Raw genomic sequence first — 16872 nt, 5'->3', positions numbered from 1 at the left:
CAGTTTCGCCGGACACCCCGCGCTGGCAGGCCGCCCGGCGCTCTCGTAGACTTCGCTGAGTCCTTCCGGAGCCCGCTCGATGTCCCCAACCCCCGGCGCCCGCCGGCCCTGCCCCAGGGCCTACGCCCCCTGGCTGCTGTCGCTGGCGGCGACATTGCTGCTGGCAGTCGGCGCGGCGCTGGCGCAGTGGGACCTGGAGTCGATACTGAGCCGTGCCGAGCAGCGCTACGGCGAGCTGGGCGCGGCGAAATCACGCCTGGGCGACTGGGGCCGCCTGCTCGAACAGGGCGGCACGCTCGACGAAGCGGCCAAGCTGCGCGCGGTCAACGACTTCTTCAACCGGTCGCTGCGTTTCACCGACGACATCGAGATCTGGCAACAGGAAGACTATTGGGCGACTCCGGTCGAGGCGCTGGTCAAGGGCGCCGCCGACTGCGAGGACTACGCCATCGCCAAGTACGTGACCCTGCGTCGCCTCGGCGTCGCCAGCGACAAGCTGCGCATCACCTACGTCAAGGCCCTGCGCCTGAACCAGGCGCACATGGTGCTGACCTGGTACGCCAGCCCGGGCGCCGACCCACTGGTGCTGGACAACCTGATCGGCGAGATCCGCCCCGCTTCGCAACGTGACGACCTGTTGCCGGTGTACGCCTTCAATGCCGAGGGCCTCTGGCTGCCCGGCGCCGACGGCGGACGCCGGACCGGCGACAGCAAGAAGCTGTCGCGCTGGCAGGACCTGCTGACCAAGATGCGCGCCGAAGGCCTCGACCTCGACGCACCCAAGGAGGATTGAATGTCACTGCTCAAGCAATTGTTCCTCGCCATCTGCCTGTTCCTCGTCGTCGCCTTCAGCGGCAGCTTCGTCAGCAGCGTGGAGAACTCCCGCGAGCAGTTGCGCGGCCAGTTGCGCTCCCACGCCCAGGACGCCGCCACCGCCCTCGGCCTGTCCCTGACGCCACACGTGGACGACCCGGCGATGGTGCAACTGATGGTCAGCTCGATCTTCGACAGCGGCTACTTCGCCAGCATCCGGGTGATCGACATCAAGAGCGGCAAGCCGCTGGTCGAGCGCGTGCAGGCGCATGCCGAGCGTACGGTGCCCGGCTGGTTCGAACGCCTGGTGGATCTCCAGCCCCAGGGTGGCGACGCGCTGATCATGCGCGGCTGGGAACAGGCGGCGCGGGTCGAGGTGGTCAGCCATCCGCAATTCGCCCTGGCGCGCCTGTGGGACAGCGCCCTGGGCAGCCTCTACTGGTTGCTGGCCTGCGGCGCGGCGAGCCTGCTGCTTGGCGGCTGGCTGCTGCGCCGCCAACTGCGCCCGCTCGACCAGATGGTGCGCCAGGCCCATGCCATCAGCCGGCGGGAATTCCTCAGCCTGCCCAGGCTGCCGCGCACGCCGGAGCTGCGCCGCGTGGTGCAGGCGATGAACCAGATGGTGGAGAAACTTCGCACGCTGTTCGCCGAGGAGGCCGCGCGTAGCGACAAGCTACGCGCCCAGGCCTACCAGGACAGTCTCACCGGCCTGCCCAACCGGCGCCTGTTCGACGCCCGCCTCAACGAACAGCTGGGTGCCGGCGAGCACGAGCATGCCGGGCAGCTCCTGCTGCTGCGCCTGAACGACCTGAACGGGCTCAACCAGCGTCTCGGCGGGCAACGCACGGATGAATTGATCCAGGCGGTCGCCCGCTTGCTGGTCGACTCCTGCGGCCAGCAAGGGCGCACCGACTGGCTGCTGGCCCGCAGCCGCGGCGGCGAGTTCGCCGTGCTGGCTCCCGGTTGCTCCCGCGAGCAGGCCGAACGCCTGGCCGAGGAACTCTGCGAAGGCCTGGAGAACCTTGCTCGCACCGGTGCCAGCGATCTCACGCCGGTCGCCTATCTCGGTATCAGCGCGTTCGCCGAAGGCGACTCGCCCGCGGATCTCCTGGCCCGTGCCGACCAGGCCCTGGCCCAGGCCGAAAGCCAGCCCGCCCAGCCCTGGGCGAGCCAGGACGGCACCGCGCTCGCGGCGCTCAACGATAGCCAGGACTGGCACGACTGGATCGACCAGGCCCTGACGGAGCGCCGCCTGCTGCTCTATTTCCAGCCGGTGGTGGACTGCCTGGACACCCAGCGCGTCCTCCACCACAAGGTCCTCGCGCGTCTGCTCGACCCGCAGGCCACGGCCATCGCCGCCGGGCGCTTCCTGCCCTGGATAGAACGTTTCGGCTGGGCCGCGCGCCTGGACCTGGCGATGCTCGAACAGAGCCTGGAGCACCTGCGGCGCCATCCACGGCCGCTGGCGCTGAGCCTGTCGGCCGCCAGTGTCCGCAATGCGCAGACGTTTGCCCCGCTACTGGCCCTGCTCAAGGCGCATCCGCAGGAGGCGCGCCAGCTGACCCTGGAACTGGACGAGCGGCACCTGCCAGCCGCGGCCGAACTGGAACGCCTCAGCCAGGTCCTGCGCGAACTGGGCTGCGGTCTCGGCCTGCAGCATTTCGGCGGCCGCTTCAGCCTGATCGGCAACCTTACCCATCTGGGGCTGGCCTACCTCAAGCTGGACGGCTGCTACCTGCACGCCGTCGACCGGGAAGGCGACAAGCGGTTGTTCATCGAAGCGGTCTATCGCACCACCCACAGCATCGATCTACCGTTGATCGCGGAACAGGTGGAAACCCTCGGTGAACTCGAAGTACTGCGGGAAATGGGTTTGCGTGGCGCCATGGGACGCCTGTTCGGCAGCCCGGCGCCCTGGTCCGGGGATGCCTGATAGCGAGTCCGGAGCGGGTCGGACTCGCTTTACAGCGGATTCGGCATCGACGCCAGGCGCTCCCTCTCCGACAGAGAACGCGCCGGCGCGAGCCGACAGGTCCCCGTCATGAAACCGCCAGTCGCTGTTCCACCAGCACTCCCCCGTAAAGCGCGATCTGGGTCTTGGCATTGAGTTCGATGCGCAAGGCCACCGCGCGCTCGATGCCGATCTTCAGGTGCGGACCGAAGCGCGATACGTCCAGGCCGGCACGGATCATCATCTTCTCCACGCCTACGGTGGTTACCGTCACCAGCGTCTGGATGTCGTTCTGCAGGCTGTAGCGGGCCAGCGCGCGCATCGCCTCCAGCGTACAGTCGGAAAAGCCCAGCGAGCCTTTCTGTCCAGAGTTGATGGCGAAACGGCTGAGTTCCCAGATGTGCGGCGAGCAAGGCGCTTCCTTGCCGTGGAGAAGCTCCGGGAAGGTGTTCTTCAGCATGTAGGGGCCAGTGGTATCGAGAATTCGCCAGCAACCGAAAACCTGGGCTTCAGGAGTATCTTCCTGGATCAACATGTAATAAGGACTGAGTGCGTCATAACCATCGATTTCCATCTCGTCGATGACACTAACGTCCCAGCCTTTGCGCTCCTTGAACACTTGAGCACGCAACTTGTGCATCTCGCCCAGCAGTTTTTTATCGAACTCTTCGCGCCGACCAATTTGTACGATCATCTTCACTTCCTCCAAATAGGAAGCTGAAGAATTTATGCAAATTTCATAATTTTATAACTAGCAAATGAGATAGATTTCGGTGAACCCGGACCCTTGCTAGGCTCGAAGAAACGTCCGAAAAGATCAGAGCAATGGCTTCACACGAGAGAACACAGCCCCAAAACATGGCCTTCCGGGCAAAGGCCACCCGCACCGCCCGACGGGAAAGCCAGGAAACTTTCTGGAGCCGCTTCGGGATAAGCCAATCCTGCGGCAGTCGTTTCGAGAATGGCGAGAACCTGCCCTTCCCTATATATCTGCTTTTGCATTTCTATATAGAAGGGCAAATTACCGATCGCCAGCTCGCCGACCTGAGAGGCAAGATCAGAGAGTAATAAGACCCAAATTAACGGCCATAATGGCCGCTACGCGGCGGGAGGTCACACCGAACTTCCGCCGAATATTTCCCATATGGAAGTTCACATTGGCTTCCGAGCAGTTGCAGATAACCGATATCTCCCAACTGGTCTTGCCGATGGCGCACCACTGCAACACTTCCTTCTCCCGGCTGGTCAGAACCACCGGTTTGCTGACCGGATGTTCGAAGGCCAGTCCGGCACCGCTCTGCAGTGCGTAGTCCTTGAGCATCCACAGGGTCGGCAGGACCGACTCCATGAAACGGTTGGCCTCGGCCCGGTTTTCCGCTTCCACGCTGAGGCTCAGCGCGCCGAGTTCGCCGCGAGCACCATGCAGCGGCATGGTCAGCCCATACACCAGGCCGGCGGCCGAGGCTTCCTCGAAGAACTCGTGCTGCTTTCGCGTCTGGTAGATGGACGGTTCCCAGAAAATCGGCAGTACGCTCTGGGTACAGTGACTGACCGTCGGGTCGACCCGCGCGTAGCCAGCCCGGTCGTAATGCTCGCGCCAGGCGGCCGGGTAGTTGCCGACGATGAAGGCGTTCTCGTAGTCCTGGCTGTCCTTAGGCAACAGGCCGAACAGGATCTTCGAGAATCCAAGGTCGCTCGCCATCTTCTGCAGGATGGCGCTCCACTCCAATTTTCCACTTGAGCGTTCCAGCTCAAGAAAACCGTCAACCAAGGCCATAGCGCTACGTTCTTCTTAAACTATTAACCAATCAGCCAAATATGGATTCGGCACCCGATATCCGGCACGTTGTACGGCAGTCCGAGAATCCCGGCTTCCTGCCGAGGCGCATGCGCCCGTGCCCGACGACCCCTGAAGATGTCCAGTCAGCCCACTCTATAGAGTTGGCGTTGTGCCGGAAAGGCACATTTCAGTCCCACTTAACAATAGACCGCAGCGTTTGATGCACCTAGTACGATACCCGTCCTAGAGGGTAAGCAAACGTTTAAATGTGATCTAGATCACATTTTATGCGAACTGAATACCCAGTCACACCTGGTCCCCGGGTTCACTGTCGGCCCATCGCCACGCGTGCGACCGCTCTCGGCCGGGCGATCCGAGGCGCAGACGTCTGTGCGCGGCGCACGCGCAAAGGCACAGCGCCGCGGCCAAGGGGGCGACCTCGCGGCGTCAGGCCTGCCGGGCACGGACCCGGCGACATAGCCACTTTTCCAGTTCGGCGACGCAGAACAGGCCGAGCCCGGCCAGCAGCACCCGCGCCCACTCGCCCGGGGCCAGGCCGACCGAGCCGAACAGCGCCTGCAACGGCGGCGCGTAGGTATAGAGCAGTTGCAGCACCACGCAGGCGGCGATCGCCAGCAAGACCTGGCGGTTGCCGAACAGGCCCTCGCGGCTGAGCACCGAATCGTAGATATGCCGGCTATTGAGCAGGTAGAACATCTCGCACACCACCACGCTGTTCACCGCCATGGTCCGCGCGCTCTCCAGCCCGGTGCCATGCTCCAGCTCCCAGAGGAACAGGCCCAGGGCGCCCGCCATCATCAGCAGCGAGACCAGCAGCACCCGCCAGACGAAGAACAGCGACAACAGGGGCTCCGCCGGCGGACGCGGCGGACGCTGCATCAGGCCGCGCTCGGCCGGATCGAAGGCCAGCGCCAGGCCCAGGGTGCTGGAGGTGACCATGTTGATCCAGAGGATCTGCGCCGGCGTCATCGGCAGGGTCAACTGGAACAGGATCGCGGCGATCACGATCAGCGCCTCGCCACCGTTGGTCGGCAGCATGAAGAGGATGAATTTCTTCAGGTTGTCGTAGACCGCCCTTCCCTCGCGCACGGCATTGGCGATGGTGGCGAAATTGTCGTCGGCGAGGACCACCTCGGCCGCCTCCTTGGCCGCCTCGGTGCCCTTGTTGCCCATCGCTACGCCGACGTCGGCGCGCTTCAGCGCCGGCGCATCGTTGACCCCGTCGCCGGTCATCGCCACCACCTCGCCGCTGGCCTGCAGGGCCTGCACCAGGCGCAGCTTGTGCTCAGGGCTGGCGCGGGCGAACACATCGACGCCCGGCAGCACTTCGCGCAGGCGCTGGTCGTCGAGCAACTCGATCTCCGCGCCGGTCAGCGCCGGCCGGTCGATGCCGATCCCGAGCATGGCGCCGATCGCCCGCGCGGTGTCGACGTGGTCGCCGGTGATCATCTTCACCGCGATACCCGCCGCCTGGCATTCGGCGACCGCGGCCACGGCTTCCTCGCGCGGAGGGTCGATGATGCCCACCAGGGCCAGCAGGGTGAAGCCATGTTCCACGTCGGCGAAATCCAGCGTGCGCTGCTCCGCCGGCATCGCCCGTCGGGCGATGGCCAGCAGGCGCAGGCCGCGAGCGGCGGTGTCGGTGGCCAGGCGCCGCCAGTAGTCCGGGTCCAGCGGCCGCACCGAGTCGCCCACCCGTTCAGCCTCGCACATGTCGAGGATGCGCTCCGGCGCGCCCTTCAGGTAGACCATCGCCTGGCCTGCGTGGTCGTGGTGCAGGGTGGCCATGAAGCGATGCTCGGACTCGAACGGAATCGCATCGCTGCGTGGCCGTTCCGCCGCCAGCGCCTGCGGATCGAGGCCCAGCTTGAGGCCGAGGCTGAGCAGCGCGCCTTCGGTGGGGTCGCCCTCCAGTTGCCATGCCTCGCCCTCCTGGTGCAGGCGCGCCTCGTTGCACAACAGCGCCGCGCGACCGATCTCCTGCAGATCGTCGCGTCCGGCGGGATCGAGGCCTTCGCCGTTGTGGCTGAAACCACCCAGCGGGGCGTAACCGGCGCCGCTGACCTCGATTACCTGGTCGGCGGTGACGATACGCTGCACGGTCATCTCGTTGCGGGTCAGGGTGCCGGTCTTGTCCGAGCAGATCACCGTCACCGAACCCAGCGTCTCCACCGCCGGCAGGCGGCTGACGATGGCGTTGCGCCGGGCCATGCGCTGTACGCCGAGGGCGAGGATCACCGTCATGATCGCCGGCAGTCCCTCGGGAATCGCCGAGGCGGTCAGCGCCACCACCAGCATGAACATGTCCACCATCGGCTGGCCCTGCCAGAGGGTGCCGAGGACGAAAGTGGCGCCGGCCAGCAGCAGGATCGCCAGGGCCAGCCAGCGACTGAAGCTGGCGATCTGTCGCAGCAGCGGAGTGGCCAGGGTGCGGACTTCGCGCAACAGCGTACCGATCCGGCCCAGTTCGGTATCCCCGGCGGTGGCGACCACCACTCCGCGCGCCTGGCCGCTGGTCACCAGGGTGCCGGAATAGGCCATGCAACGGCGGTCGCCGAGCAGCGCGTCGATGGCCACCGCGACGCAGCCCTTCTCCACCGGCACCGACTCGCCGGTCAGGGCCGACTCGTCGACATGGAAGTTCTTCGTTTCGAACAGCCGCAGGTCGGCCGGCACCCGGTCGCCGGAGGCCAGCAGCACCACGTCGCCCGGTACCAGGCGTTCGGCGTCCAGCGCCTGGCGCTGGCCGTCGCGCAGGACCAGGGCATGCAGCGAAAGCATGTCGCGGATGGCGTCCAGCGCGTTGGCCGCCTTGCCCTCCTGGACGAAACCGATCAGCGCGTTGACCACCACCGCCAGGAGGATTACCGCACTGTCCACCCAGAAGCCGAGCAGCGCGGTGACCAGCGAGGCGAACAGCATCATGTACAGCAGGACGTTGTGGAACTGCCGCAGCAAGCGCAGCAGCGGCCCCTGGCGTTTCGGCGCGGGCAATCGGTTGTAGCCGTGCGCCGCCAGGCGGCGGGCGGCTTCGTCCGCGTCCAGGCCGGCGGCGGAGCTGTGCAATCGTTCCAGCACCCGTTGCGGCGGGCTGGCATGGGCGTCGCGGGAAGACAGGGGTGGGATGCCGTTCATGGGATTCCTGCGCCTCGTTCTGATGAACAGAACTATCGGGCAGGCCTGCGCCGCAACGTTTGACCTGTCTCAAACGGATGCTTGCAGTTGAAAGCATCTGGCCGGGGAAAACTTTTCCGGATGTTGCGCGGCNGCCGCGTCCTCCTACAGGCTCATGTGCAGCAGCGGGAACGGCCGCCCCGCCGAGTCGGTCGCGGAGCGGCCGGTCTGGCGGAACCCATAGTGTCGATAGAAGCCGCAGGCCTGCGGGTTCTGCTCGTTGACATCGACGCTCAGGCGCGGCCAGGTCGCCCGCGCATGATCGAGCAGGCGTCGGCCGATACCCCGGCCGCGCAGCCCGGGTTCGACGAAGAGCATCTCGACATGCGCCTGGTTCAGGCCGATGAAGCCCTGGGCCACGCCGTCGTCGTCGACCAGCACCCAGACCTCGACGGCCGGCAGGTACAGGTCGCGGACCTGTGGGTAAAGCTCGACGATGTCCGCTTCACTGAGAAAGTCGTGGGTCGCGCGGACGGAACGTTCCCACAGGTCGACCAATGCCGTGTTGTCGGCGTCGACGCGCTTGCGAATGTGCATGCTGGATTCCTTTATCCGAAAGATTCCAGGTAGAACGAAAGGCAGCCGCGACCGCCAGGCCGGGCGCCACGCTGAGGTTCGTCGCCTGGATGCCCGTGGCGCGAATCAACGCATGGACGGTGCACAGCGGCGGCGGCGAGGGAGGAAGGGAGCGCCATCCTAGAAGAAAACGACCGGTCGGAACAGCCGCTCTTCCCATGCTTTTCCCGAAACGACGAATGAACGACACTGCGCCCGACTCTTTTTCCCGGTATCGCCCATGCCCAACTCCCCGCTTCCTTCCGGCCGCAGGCTGCCCGCTTGCGCCTTCGCCGACATCGGCGAGCCCTACGCCGTGTTCCAGGCTCCCGGCGGCGCGCTCCTTGCGGTGGCCAGCGCCTTTCATGGGCAACACCCGGGCCGACAGCTCGACGTCTACGAACAGAGCCTGCGCCTGTACCGCGGCGGCGACCTCGAATGCATCGCCGTCCTGCCGGACCTGGGCTTTCCGCTCAACGCCATCGCCTGGCACCCGAGCCGGCCCGTACTGGTGATCGGCGGCGGACGCTACGACGGCGGCGCCTTCTTCGAAGGCGGTCTGCTGGCCTGGGACTACGCGAGCGGCAAGACCCAATCGCTGCTCGCCGACAACCGCGAAGTGCTCGCCTGCGACTTCGAGGACGACGGCCGGCGCCTGACCTTCACCGTCGCCCCCAGCGACGACCTGGAGGACCGACCGTTGTTCCGCCAGCGCCATTCGCTAGCCTTTCCGGTCGACGCCCCACTGGTGCTGGACGACCTGCCCGGCACCCGCCTGCCCTTCGACTGGGCCCTCTACCCTGCCTCGACACAACGCGAAGCAGCGCTGCCGATCCTGGAAAACCTCGCCCTGGGCAAAGATCGGCGGTTCCTGCATCGTCCACCGGTGTGGGACCTGTGCTTTCTCGACGGCCAACGCCTGGCCATCGCCCGCGCCAACCCCCGGCTCGAGCTCTGGAATCTGGCCGACGACAGCCTGCGCAGCTTCGAACTGGCCGAACGGGGCCAGTGCCTGCAGGTCTTCCATAACGCCACGGACGACAGCCTGCTGGTCAATCTGCAACTCGGGTATGCCGCCCAGCGACTGTTCAAGGTGCCGCTGACACCGGGACAACCGCTGCTCCTGAGCGACTGCCGCCATCTGCTGGCGCAATCCGCCCAAGGCGGTTTTCTCGCCCGCCAGACCGCCCTCGAGGGCAAAGACCTGGAAGACCTCGTGCTCGACCCGGCCGGCCGGATCATCCACAGGCGCCGTCTCGGACACTACGACCTGTTCAACCACCATCTGCGCATCGACCGTGGCGAAGCCTTCTTCTACCTGGCCGGCAATCCGCCGGAGCAGCACCAGGACAAGGGCCTGTTCCGCCTCGACCCGCAGACCTTCAAGACCCGCGAAGTGCTACGCCTGGAGCGCCACCCGGAGCACTTCAACAACCTGCACGGCTGCCTGCTGGGCAATCGCCTGCTGCTCAACGCCAAGGTCTACAACTCGCCGCATCACGCCTACGGTACCCAGCGCCTGACCTGCTACGACCTGGAGAGCCGCGGCACGCTCTGGGGCGCGACCCTGTCCGCCCAGGTCAGCGCCTTCGCGCCGTTGCCCGGCGGACAATGGATCGCACTGGCGCTGGTCGATGGTCAGGTCGAGGTACGCGACCTCGCCAGCGGCGAATGTCGCTGGCGCTACCGCACGGCAGACGCCATACCGCTGTGCCTGGCAGTCAGCGACAAACTCCTCGCCATCGGTTTCAGCCACGGCGGAGTCAGCCTCCTGCAGGTCGCGGCGGATGGCCAGCTCATCGGTCCTCCAGGCGCCAACCCGCGGCAGTAGCCCGCAGTTCGCCATCCAGCGCCAGTCGCCGGAGAAACACCGGGTCGTGGGACACCACCAGCAAGGCCCCACGGTACTGCCCGAGCATGCTTTCCAGGGCCTGGCGCGCAGCCAGGTCGAGGTGGTTGTCCGGTTCGTCGAGCAGTAGCAGCTGCGCCGGCCGGTCGGCGTAGAGCACCAGGGCCAGGGCCGCCTTCAGGCGTTCGCCGCCGCTCAGCGTCGCGCACGGCTGGGCGAGCCGTTCAGCCGGCAAGCCGAGTTGCGCCAGGCGCGTGCGCAGCCAGCTTTCGCCGCGACTGCGATTGACCTCCAGCAACTGCTCCAGCACGCCTCGCCCGTGGTCCAGCACGCTCAGCCGCTGGTCGAGATAGGCGGCGCCCACCGTCACCGCGCAGGTCCCCGCCAGCGGCGCCCGTTGCCCGGCCAGCAGCCGCAGCAGGGTCGACTTGCCGCTGCAGTTCGGGCCGACCAGTGCCAGCCGTCGCGGACCGCTCAGGAGCAGGTCGATTTCGCGCAACGGCCCGCGCAAATGCGGCAGGACCGCGCCCTTCAACTCGACGATCCGGCGCTGTGCCGCCAGTTCGGCATCGGGCGAATCGAGCAGCAGCGGCGACGCCTCCTCGACCTCCCGGGCAGCCTCGCGCACCTCGCGGTCGAGACGCTCGCGCTCCGCCTGGTGGGCGTTGCGCAGCTTGCCGGCGCTGACCTCGCTACGTTCCCTGAACCCACCGAGCAGGATCTTCGCCTGGTTCGCCGTCTTGCCTTCGCGCCGGCCGCTGGCCTGGCGCCGCTCCTGGCGCTGCTGCTGTTCGCGCATGGCCAGGGTCTGCCGCTTGCGCTCCAGACGACGCTGGTCCAGGCGACGTTCGGCGGCCTCGCGCGCCTCCTCCCGGCTCTGCGCGTAGAAGGAATAGCCGCCGCCATAGCTGCGCAGGCCGAGGGTCGACAGCTCGACGATCCGCTGCATGCCCTCCAGCAGTTCGCGGTCATGGCTGACCAGCAGCAGGCCGCCGTCCCATGCCGCCAGGCGCGCCCGCAGCAAAGCGCGTGCCGGCCCGTCGAGAGGGTTGCTCGGTTCGTCGAGGATGAGAAAGTCGGCGTCGTCGAGGAATGCGCCGAGCAGCGCTACGCGCATGCATTCGCCGCCGCTCAGGCGTTCGCTCGGGGTGTCCGCGCGGAGATGGCCGAGCCCCTCGGCGGCCAGGGCGTCGGCCAGGCGTTGGCGGATGTCCCAGCGCTCGCCCAGGCATTCGTAGTCGGCGGCGTCGAGGCTACCCGCCTCGATCCGCGCCAGCGCCTCCAGCCATGGGCGGACGCCGGCCAGATCGGCGACGGTCGGGTAGTCGGCCGGTTCGAGCTGCTGCGCCAGGTAGCGCACGCGCCCCTGGCGCCGGACGCTGCCGCTGGACGGCTGCAAGTGTCCGGCGAGCAGGCGCGCGAGCAGCGACTTGCCGACGCCGTTGCGTCCCACCAGCCCGGTGTGCCGGGTGTCGAAGGTTTCGTCGAGATCGGAAAACAGAAGGCTGCCGTCCGGCAGCTGGAAAGAGACGCCATCGAGCGTCAGGGTCGACGTATTCGTCATGGATACCCCCTTGATGCCATGCATTCCCCCGGGCCCTCGGGCCAGGGACGGAAAACCGGCCGTGCAGACACGGCAGCATCAATTGCGCATCGGACGAACACCTCGTACGGAAGGAAAGACCGCGGCAGTCTACTCCGCCCATGCGGCCCTGCCAATCGGGCATACTTTTCGTTTCCGACAGACACGACCGACCGACATGGCCAGACTGCGCATCGCCGAACTCTTCGAACAGGAACCCTCGCGCTGGGGCGGCCGTGGCGACCCCTACCTCTGGCAGGAAATGGCCGGGCAACTGGCGGACGCGTCCTGGCCGGCTTCCGCAGCGGCCCTGGAACACCTGCTCGGCGAGACCTTCGAGCGCCTCAGCGGCCATCCGCTGGAATACGATGCCTTGATCTACCTCGCGCGCCACGCCCACGGCGGCATGTCCAGCGGCATGGTCAGCCCGGAGTTCTGGCGCGAAACGGCAATCCCGGAACTGCTCGACCGCTATCGGCGGCGGCGCTCCTGGCTGAGATGGTTGCGCCGATAGGTGTCCTCGCCCATCGCCGCGATCTGCCCCTCGATCAGGGCATCGAAGGGTTTCAGCAAGGCTTCGTGGGTACGCGGCGCCTCCAGTTCGTCGAGCGCCGCAGCGATTGCTTCGATGGTCGACAGCGCGCCCTCTCCCGGCGCCTTGCGCAGGCGATAACGCGACGCCATGCCTTCGGCCAGGCTCACCCGCGGCAGGGCCGCCAGGGCCGGGTTCAGGTGCAGGAGCTTGCGCGCCTTGCGCCAGGTGCCGTCCGGCACCACCAGCAGGAGGGGCTCGCCGGCGGCCTCGGCGGCCATCTCTGCCAGCGCACGCGCCTGCTCGCCGGGAAACAGCAGGCAGGCCCGGTAGCCCGGTACCCGCCAGGTCTCCTCGGCGAAACGCTCGCCAACCCGCAGCTCCGCATTGCACAAGCCGAGGACGGCCAATCCTGCGGTATTCAACGCGTGCCCGACCTCGCTGGGGTGCTGCAGGACCAGCACCCGCGTACGCGACGGCAAGGAGGGAATCAGCGCGCAGAGGCAATGGCTGGCGGGGCGAGCGCAACGCTCGCAGCGGATACGTGGCATGGGACGACTCCTGGAAGGGGCCCAGTGTGCCACAGGCGGAGGGGCTTCCTCTCACTCGCAAAAACGTCATATTTCCGACGAATGGCGGTAATTTGTTTCACCCATTAAGAATAGCGACGAATTTTTGTCGTTCGATGAAAAAATACAATCGTCCCACCCTCTCAACTCCCGCCCATCGGCGCCGAAGACAGGGATGAGCCCCTCTCTCTATCCAAGGATTTTTCTCATGTTCACTCGCAAGTACCGACAGATGAACGCCGACTTGCAACAGCAACTCGCCGCCGAGCGCCTGCACATGGCGGCCCTGGACCGCTCCATGGCGCGCGTGGAGTTCGATCCGGACGGCAATATCACCGATGCCAATGAGAATTTCCTGACCCTGCTGGGCTACCGCCGCGACGAGATCCTCGGCAAACCGCATCGCCAGCTTTGCGACGGCGCCTACGCGCAATCGGAAGACTACCGGCGCTTCTGGGAACGCCTGCGGCGCGGCGAACACTTTTCCGGCCGCTGCAAGCGCATTACCCGCGAGGGCCGGCCACTCTGGCTGGAAGCCACCTACAACCCCGTACGCGACGGGCAGGGTCGACTGCTCAAGGTGGTCAAGTACGCCAGCGACATCGATGCCATCGTCCACCAGGAACACGAGATGCAGAGCAAGCTGGATGCCCTGTCCCGCTCGATGGCGATGATCGAGTTCGACCTCGACGGCAATGTCCTCGCGGCCAACGACAACTTCCTCGCCACCATGGGCTATGGCCGAGCCGAGCTGGCCAGCGCCAACCACCGTCAGTTCTGCGAACCGGGCTACCGCGACGGCCCGCAGTACGCCGACCTCTGGCGCCGCCTGAACCGCGGCGAGTACGTTACCGGGCAGTTCCGCCGGGTCCACCGCAACGGCCAGCCGGTCTGGCTGGAAGCCAGCTACAACCCGGTCTACGACGCCGACGGCAAGCTCTACAAGGTGGTCAAGTTCGCCAGCGATGTCAGCGACCGCATGCGCCGCTACCAGGCCGAGGCGGACAACGCCCACCAGGCCCATACCCTGTCCACCGAGACCCGCACGGTCGCCGAACACGGCGCGCTGATCATCCAGAGCGCGGTGGAGGAAATGCTCAAGATCGCGAATACCCTGGATGCTTCCTCGCTGAACATCGGCGAACTGTCACAGCACTCGCAACAGATCACCTCGATCGTCAACACCATCCGCGAGATCGCCGAGCAGACCAACCTGCTCGCCCTCAATGCCGCCATCGAGGCCGCCCGCGCCGGCGACCAGGGTCGCGGCTTCGCCGTGGTGGCCGACGAGGTGCGGCAACTGGCGGAACGCACCAGCAAGTCGACCAAGGAGATCGCCGACATGATCGGTCGCATCCAGACCGGCACCCGCAGCGTCATCGACGACATGCAGCACAGCCAGGAACAGGCGCGGCGCGGCGTGGAGCTGGCCAACGAGGCCGGCGCGGCGATCCTTGGCATCCGCGAGAGCACGCACAAGGTGGTAGAAGCGGTGCAGCAGTTCTCGCGCACCCTCAACGCCGATCTCTAGGGCTCAGGCCAGGCTCATCTGCGTCCGCAACTGGTCGCGGAAGGCCTGGATCAGCGGCTCGCGCGAGCGGCCGCGACGGAGGATCAGGGAGAATGGCGCCTGGTAGCCGAAGGTCGCCGGCAGCAGGGCGCGCAGGCGCCCCTGCTCGACCCACGGGTGGGCGTAGTGCTCCGGCAGGTAACCGATGTAGCCGCCGGAAAGGATCAGGATCAGTTGCGCCTCCATGCTCTCCACCGTTCCCGCGCTGTGCTTGAATCCGTGCCGGGCCAGCTCGGCCTGGCTCCAGTAGCCGCGGCCGACCATGCGTTGCTGGGTGATCAGATCGGCGGGAATTCTCCGCCCGTCGAACAGCGGATGCCGGTCGCTGCAGTACAGCCAGTGCTGTTCGCGGTACAGCGGCTGGTAGACCAGTCCGTTCATGCGACTGGAAAAGGCGCCGATAGCCAGGTCCTGGCGGTTCTCCAGCACGCTCAGTTGCAGTTCGTAGGGGCTCTGCACCAGCAGGTGCAGGTGAACCGCCGGGTGTTCGCGGCTGAAGGCGCCGATCACCTCGGCCAGCGGCAGCGCCGGGTCGCTCACCGTGGAATCGAGCACGCCGAGGTTCAGGGTGCCGCGCAGCTCGCCCTTCAACGCCAGAGCGTAGCGTTCGAAGCCTTCCAGTTCGCCGAGGATGCGCAAGGTTTCCTGGTGGAACAGCTCGCCCTTGCTGGTCAGGCTGAAGCCACCGCGGCCACGGTGGCAGAGCACGATGCCGAGCTGGTTCTCCAGTTGGCTCATGTAGGTGCTGATCGCCGAGGTCGACAGGTTCAACTCCTGCTGGGCGGCGGCGAAGCCCTGGTGGCGCACCACCGCGGCGAAGATGCGCAACAGGCGCAGGTCGGGCAAGGCGTTGGACACGGCGACTCCGGTTTGCGGGCGAGGATTTCGGACAGCAGGCCGAGGCAAAGGCCGCCGTCCGGGCTCGGCGGCGAAGTCTAGCCGCTTCGCCGTTAGTTTAGAAATCTCTGAACTGATTATTTGTAGCCAGCGATTTGACTCGCTACCGGCTGTGAAGAGAATCCGTCCGACCCCTAAAACAACCACAACGACCGTGAGGCCACCCCGTGGACAAGAATCTCCACCAGCCCCTGGGCGGCAATGAAATGCCCCGCTTCGGCGGCATCGCCACCATGATGCGCCTGCCCCATGTCCAGTCCCCCGCCGAACTCGACGCCCTTGATGCCGCCTTCGTCGGCGTGCCCCTCGACATCGGCACCTCCCTGCGCTCCGGTACCCGCTTCGGCCCCCGCGAGATCCGCGCCGAATCGGTGATGATCCGTCCCTACAACATGGCTACCGGCGCCGCCCCCTTCGACTCGCTGAACGTGGCGGACATCGGCGACGTCGCGATCAACACCTTCAACCTGCTGGAAGCCGTGCGCATCATCGAGCAGGAATACGACCGCATCCTCGGTCACGGCATCCTCCCGCTGACCCTCGGCGGCGACCACACCATCACCCTGCCGATCCTCCGCGCGATCAAGAAGAAGCACGGCAAGGTCGGCCTGGTCCACGTCGACGCCCACGCCGACGTCAACGACCACATGTTCGGCGAGAAGATCGCCCACGGCACCACCTTCCGCCGCGCGGTGGAAGAAGACCTGCTGGATTGCGACCGTGTTGTGCAGATCGGCCTGCGCGCCCAGGGCTACACCGCCGAGGACTTCAACTGGAGCCGCAAGCAGGGCTTCCGCGTGGTGCAGGCCGAGGAGTGCTGGCACAAGTCGCTGGAGCCGCTGATGGCCGAGGTCCGCGAGAAGGTCGGCGGCGGCCCCGTCTACCTGAGCTTCGACATCGACGGCATCGACCCGGCCTGGGCGCCCGGCACCGGCACCCCGGAAATCGGCGGCCTGACCACCATCCAGGCGATGGAAATCATCCGCGGCTGCCAGGGCCTGGACCTGATCGGCTGCGACCTGGTCGAAGTCTCGCCGCCCTACGACACCACCGGCAACACTTCGTTGCTGGGCGCCAACCTGCTCTATGAAATGCTCTGCGTCCTCCCGGGCGTGGTGCGTCGCTGAGCCGTAGCGCGACCATGACCGACGACCGCGTCGAACAGGTGCTGGAGGCCGCCCGCCGACTGGTGGCGGCCTTCGCCCGCAACGATGCCGAGGCCTATTTCGCCGCCTTCAGCGAGGACGCCAGCTTCATCTTCCACAACTGGCCTCAGCCGCTGCGCTCGCGCGCGGCCTACCGCAAGTTGTGGGAGCGCTGGCGACGCGAGGACGGCTTCGAAGTGCTGGCGTGCGAATCCAGCAATACCTGCGTCAGCCTGCAAGGCGACCTGGCGATCTTCAGCCACGATGTCGCCACCCGGCTGCGCCTCCAGGGAACGGAAAGCCTGAACCGGGAACGGGAAACCATCCTGTTCCGCCTAGAACAACAAGAAGGCCGTTGGCTGGCCTGCCATGAGCACTTGTCGGCGATGCCGGAGTACCTGCCATCGACTAGCTAGCTCTCCCGGGAGAACGTC

General features: G+C 66.4%; 15 protein-coding genes. 8 read left to right on the top strand and 7 right to left on the bottom strand.

The genetic code is table 11. The features are described from left to right. Positions 1-79: 79 nt before the first annotated feature. Together lapG and lapD are read left to right on the top strand one after the other, a co-directional pair. Positions 80-793: a cysteine protease LapG gene (gene lapG / locus ACTJJX_RS06445; protein ID WP_003083022.1), complete on the top strand. Its 714-nt coding sequence runs from the start codon at positions 80-82 to the stop codon at positions 791-793. Continuing rightward, complete coding sequence (gene lapD, locus ACTJJX_RS06440; protein WP_003122949.1) at positions 794-2746, top strand: cyclic di-GMP receptor LapD; 1953 nt, start codon at positions 794-796, stop codon at positions 2744-2746. Positions 2747-2852: 106 nt separating this feature from the next. Here the strand turns inward: lapD and lasI are convergent, their stop codons facing one another. Beyond that, positions 2853-3458 carry an acyl-homoserine-lactone synthase LasI gene (lasI, locus tag ACTJJX_RS06435; protein WP_003083017.1) on the bottom strand — a complete coding sequence of 202 codons (606 nt, stop codon included), beginning with the start codon at positions 3456-3458 and terminating at the stop codon, positions 2853-2855. A 131-nt stretch (positions 3459-3589) separates the two neighbouring features. Between lasI and rsaL the strand changes: the two genes are divergently transcribed. After that, entirely contained in the window at positions 3590-3832 is a 243-nt protein-coding gene (gene rsaL / locus ACTJJX_RS06430; RefSeq protein WP_003083010.1) for a quorum-sensing transcriptional regulator RsaL, read from the top strand. Here rsaL and lasR read toward each other — a convergent pair. The 3 genes from lasR to ACTJJX_RS06415 all read right to left on the bottom strand — a co-directional run bounded on the left by lasR (position 3822) and on the right by ACTJJX_RS06415 (position 8276). Continuing rightward, positions 3822-4541, bottom strand: a complete 720-nt coding sequence (gene lasR, locus ACTJJX_RS06425) for a transcriptional regulator LasR (RefSeq protein ID WP_003082999.1) — start codon at positions 4539-4541, stop codon at positions 3822-3824. The two genes, rsaL and lasR, sit on opposite strands and share 11 nt — an antisense overlap. Before the next feature lie 450 nt (positions 4542-4991). Beyond that, positions 4992-7700 (bottom strand): cation-transporting P-type ATPase, encoded by a 2709-nt coding sequence (locus ACTJJX_RS06420; protein WP_003116553.1) that lies wholly within the window; start codon positions 7698-7700, stop codon positions 4992-4994. A 144-nt stretch (positions 7701-7844) separates the two neighbouring features. Beyond that, a complete protein-coding gene (locus ACTJJX_RS06415) occupies positions 7845-8276 on the bottom strand; it encodes an acetyltransferase (RefSeq protein ID WP_003082981.1) in 432 nt (143 codons plus the stop codon). Positions 8277-8535: 259 nt separating this feature from the next. On the opposite strand from ACTJJX_RS06415, the gene ACTJJX_RS06410 reads away from it, so the two are divergent. Next, a complete protein-coding gene (locus tag ACTJJX_RS06410; protein WP_016851835.1) occupies positions 8536-10125 on the top strand; it encodes a hypothetical protein in 1590 nt (529 codons plus the stop codon). On the opposite strand, the gene ACTJJX_RS06405 is transcribed toward ACTJJX_RS06410, so the two are convergent. After that, positions 10091-11707 (bottom strand): ATP-binding cassette domain-containing protein, encoded by a 1617-nt coding sequence (locus ACTJJX_RS06405; RefSeq protein ID WP_073662566.1) that lies wholly within the window; start codon positions 11705-11707, stop codon positions 10091-10093. The genes ACTJJX_RS06410 and ACTJJX_RS06405 overlap by 35 nt on opposite strands. Positions 11708-11903: 196 nt before the next feature. On the opposite strand from ACTJJX_RS06405, the gene ACTJJX_RS06400 reads away from it, so the two are divergent. Next, positions 11904-12239, top strand: a complete 336-nt coding sequence (locus tag ACTJJX_RS06400) for a hypothetical protein (RefSeq protein WP_016253637.1) — start codon at positions 11904-11906, stop codon at positions 12237-12239. On the opposite strand, the gene ACTJJX_RS06395 is transcribed toward ACTJJX_RS06400, so the two are convergent. After that, positions 12197-12808, bottom strand: a complete 612-nt coding sequence (locus ACTJJX_RS06395) for a tRNA-uridine aminocarboxypropyltransferase (RefSeq protein WP_003082973.1) — start codon at positions 12806-12808, stop codon at positions 12197-12199. The two genes, ACTJJX_RS06400 and ACTJJX_RS06395, sit on opposite strands and share 43 nt — an antisense overlap. A 295-nt stretch (positions 12809-13103) precedes the next feature. Here ACTJJX_RS06395 and bdlA point away from each other — a divergent pair, with 295 nt between their 5' ends. Continuing rightward, a complete protein-coding gene (bdlA, locus tag ACTJJX_RS06390; RefSeq protein ID WP_003082971.1) occupies positions 13104-14357 on the top strand; it encodes a biofilm dispersion protein BdlA in 1254 nt (417 codons plus the stop codon). A 3-nt stretch (positions 14358-14360) separates the two neighbouring features. Here bdlA and ACTJJX_RS06385 read toward each other — a convergent pair whose 3' ends face one another. After that, entirely contained in the window at positions 14361-15254 is an 894-nt protein-coding gene (locus tag ACTJJX_RS06385) for a LysR family transcriptional regulator (RefSeq protein WP_003082969.1), read from the bottom strand. 206 nt (positions 15255-15460) lie between these two features. On the opposite strand from ACTJJX_RS06385, the gene speB reads away from it, so the two are divergent. Both speB and ACTJJX_RS06375 read left to right on the top strand, forming a co-directional pair. Further along, positions 15461-16420 carry an agmatinase gene (gene speB, locus ACTJJX_RS06380; protein ID WP_003082966.1) on the top strand — a complete coding sequence of 320 codons (960 nt, stop codon included), beginning with the start codon at positions 15461-15463 and terminating at the stop codon, positions 16418-16420. A 14-nt stretch (positions 16421-16434) separates the two neighbouring features. Next, the gene (locus tag ACTJJX_RS06375) at positions 16435-16854 is read left to right on the top strand and encodes a YybH family protein (protein ID WP_003112430.1); all 420 of its coding nucleotides are present in this window, start codon (positions 16435-16437) and stop codon (positions 16852-16854) included. The last annotated feature ends 18 nt before the right edge of the window (positions 16855-16872 follow it).

This window comes from Pseudomonas sp. 22490 (genome assembly GCF_052044465.1).
Taxonomy (GTDB): Bacteria; Pseudomonadota; Gammaproteobacteria; order Pseudomonadales; family Pseudomonadaceae; genus Pseudomonas; species Pseudomonas aeruginosa.
Note: the sequence above shows the minus strand (reverse complement) of the source record. Positions and strands in the feature narration are given on the sequence as shown.

Bases quoted from the DNA above. Each gene is read 5' to 3' on its own strand.
- lapG (WP_003083022.1), top strand. From the start codon at position 80: ATGTCCCCAACCCCCGGCGCCCGCCGGCCCTGCCCCAGGGCCTACGCC.
- lapD (WP_003122949.1), top strand. From the start codon at position 794: ATGTCACTGCTCAAGCAATTGTTCCTCGCCATCTGCCTGTTCCTCGTC.
- lasI (WP_003083017.1), bottom strand. From the start codon at position 3,458: ATGATCGTACAAATTGGTCGGCGCGAAGAGTTCGATAAAAAACTGCTG.
- rsaL (WP_003083010.1), top strand. From the start codon at position 3,590: ATGGCTTCACACGAGAGAACACAGCCCCAAAACATGGCCTTCCGGGCA.
- lasR (WP_003082999.1), bottom strand. From the start codon at position 4,541: ATGGCCTTGGTTGACGGTTTTCTTGAGCTGGAACGCTCAAGTGGAAAA.
- ACTJJX_RS06420 (WP_003116553.1), bottom strand. From the start codon at position 7,700: ATGAACGGCATCCCACCCCTGTCTTCCCGCGACGCCCATGCCAGCCCG.
- ACTJJX_RS06415 (WP_003082981.1), bottom strand. From the start codon at position 8,276: ATGCACATTCGCAAGCGCGTCGACGCCGACAACACGGCATTGGTCGAC.
- ACTJJX_RS06410 (WP_016851835.1), top strand. From the start codon at position 8,536: ATGCCCAACTCCCCGCTTCCTTCCGGCCGCAGGCTGCCCGCTTGCGCC.
- ACTJJX_RS06405 (WP_073662566.1), bottom strand. From the start codon at position 11,707: ATGACGAATACGTCGACCCTGACGCTCGATGGCGTCTCTTTCCAGCTG.
- ACTJJX_RS06400 (WP_016253637.1), top strand. From the start codon at position 11,904: ATGGCCAGACTGCGCATCGCCGAACTCTTCGAACAGGAACCCTCGCGC.
- ACTJJX_RS06395 (WP_003082973.1), bottom strand. From the start codon at position 12,808: ATGCCACGTATCCGCTGCGAGCGTTGCGCTCGCCCCGCCAGCCATTGC.
- bdlA (WP_003082971.1), top strand. From the start codon at position 13,104: ATGGCGGCCCTGGACCGCTCCATGGCGCGCGTGGAGTTCGATCCGGAC.
- ACTJJX_RS06375 (WP_003112430.1), top strand. From the start codon at position 16,435: ATGACCGACGACCGCGTCGAACAGGTGCTGGAGGCCGCCCGCCGACTG.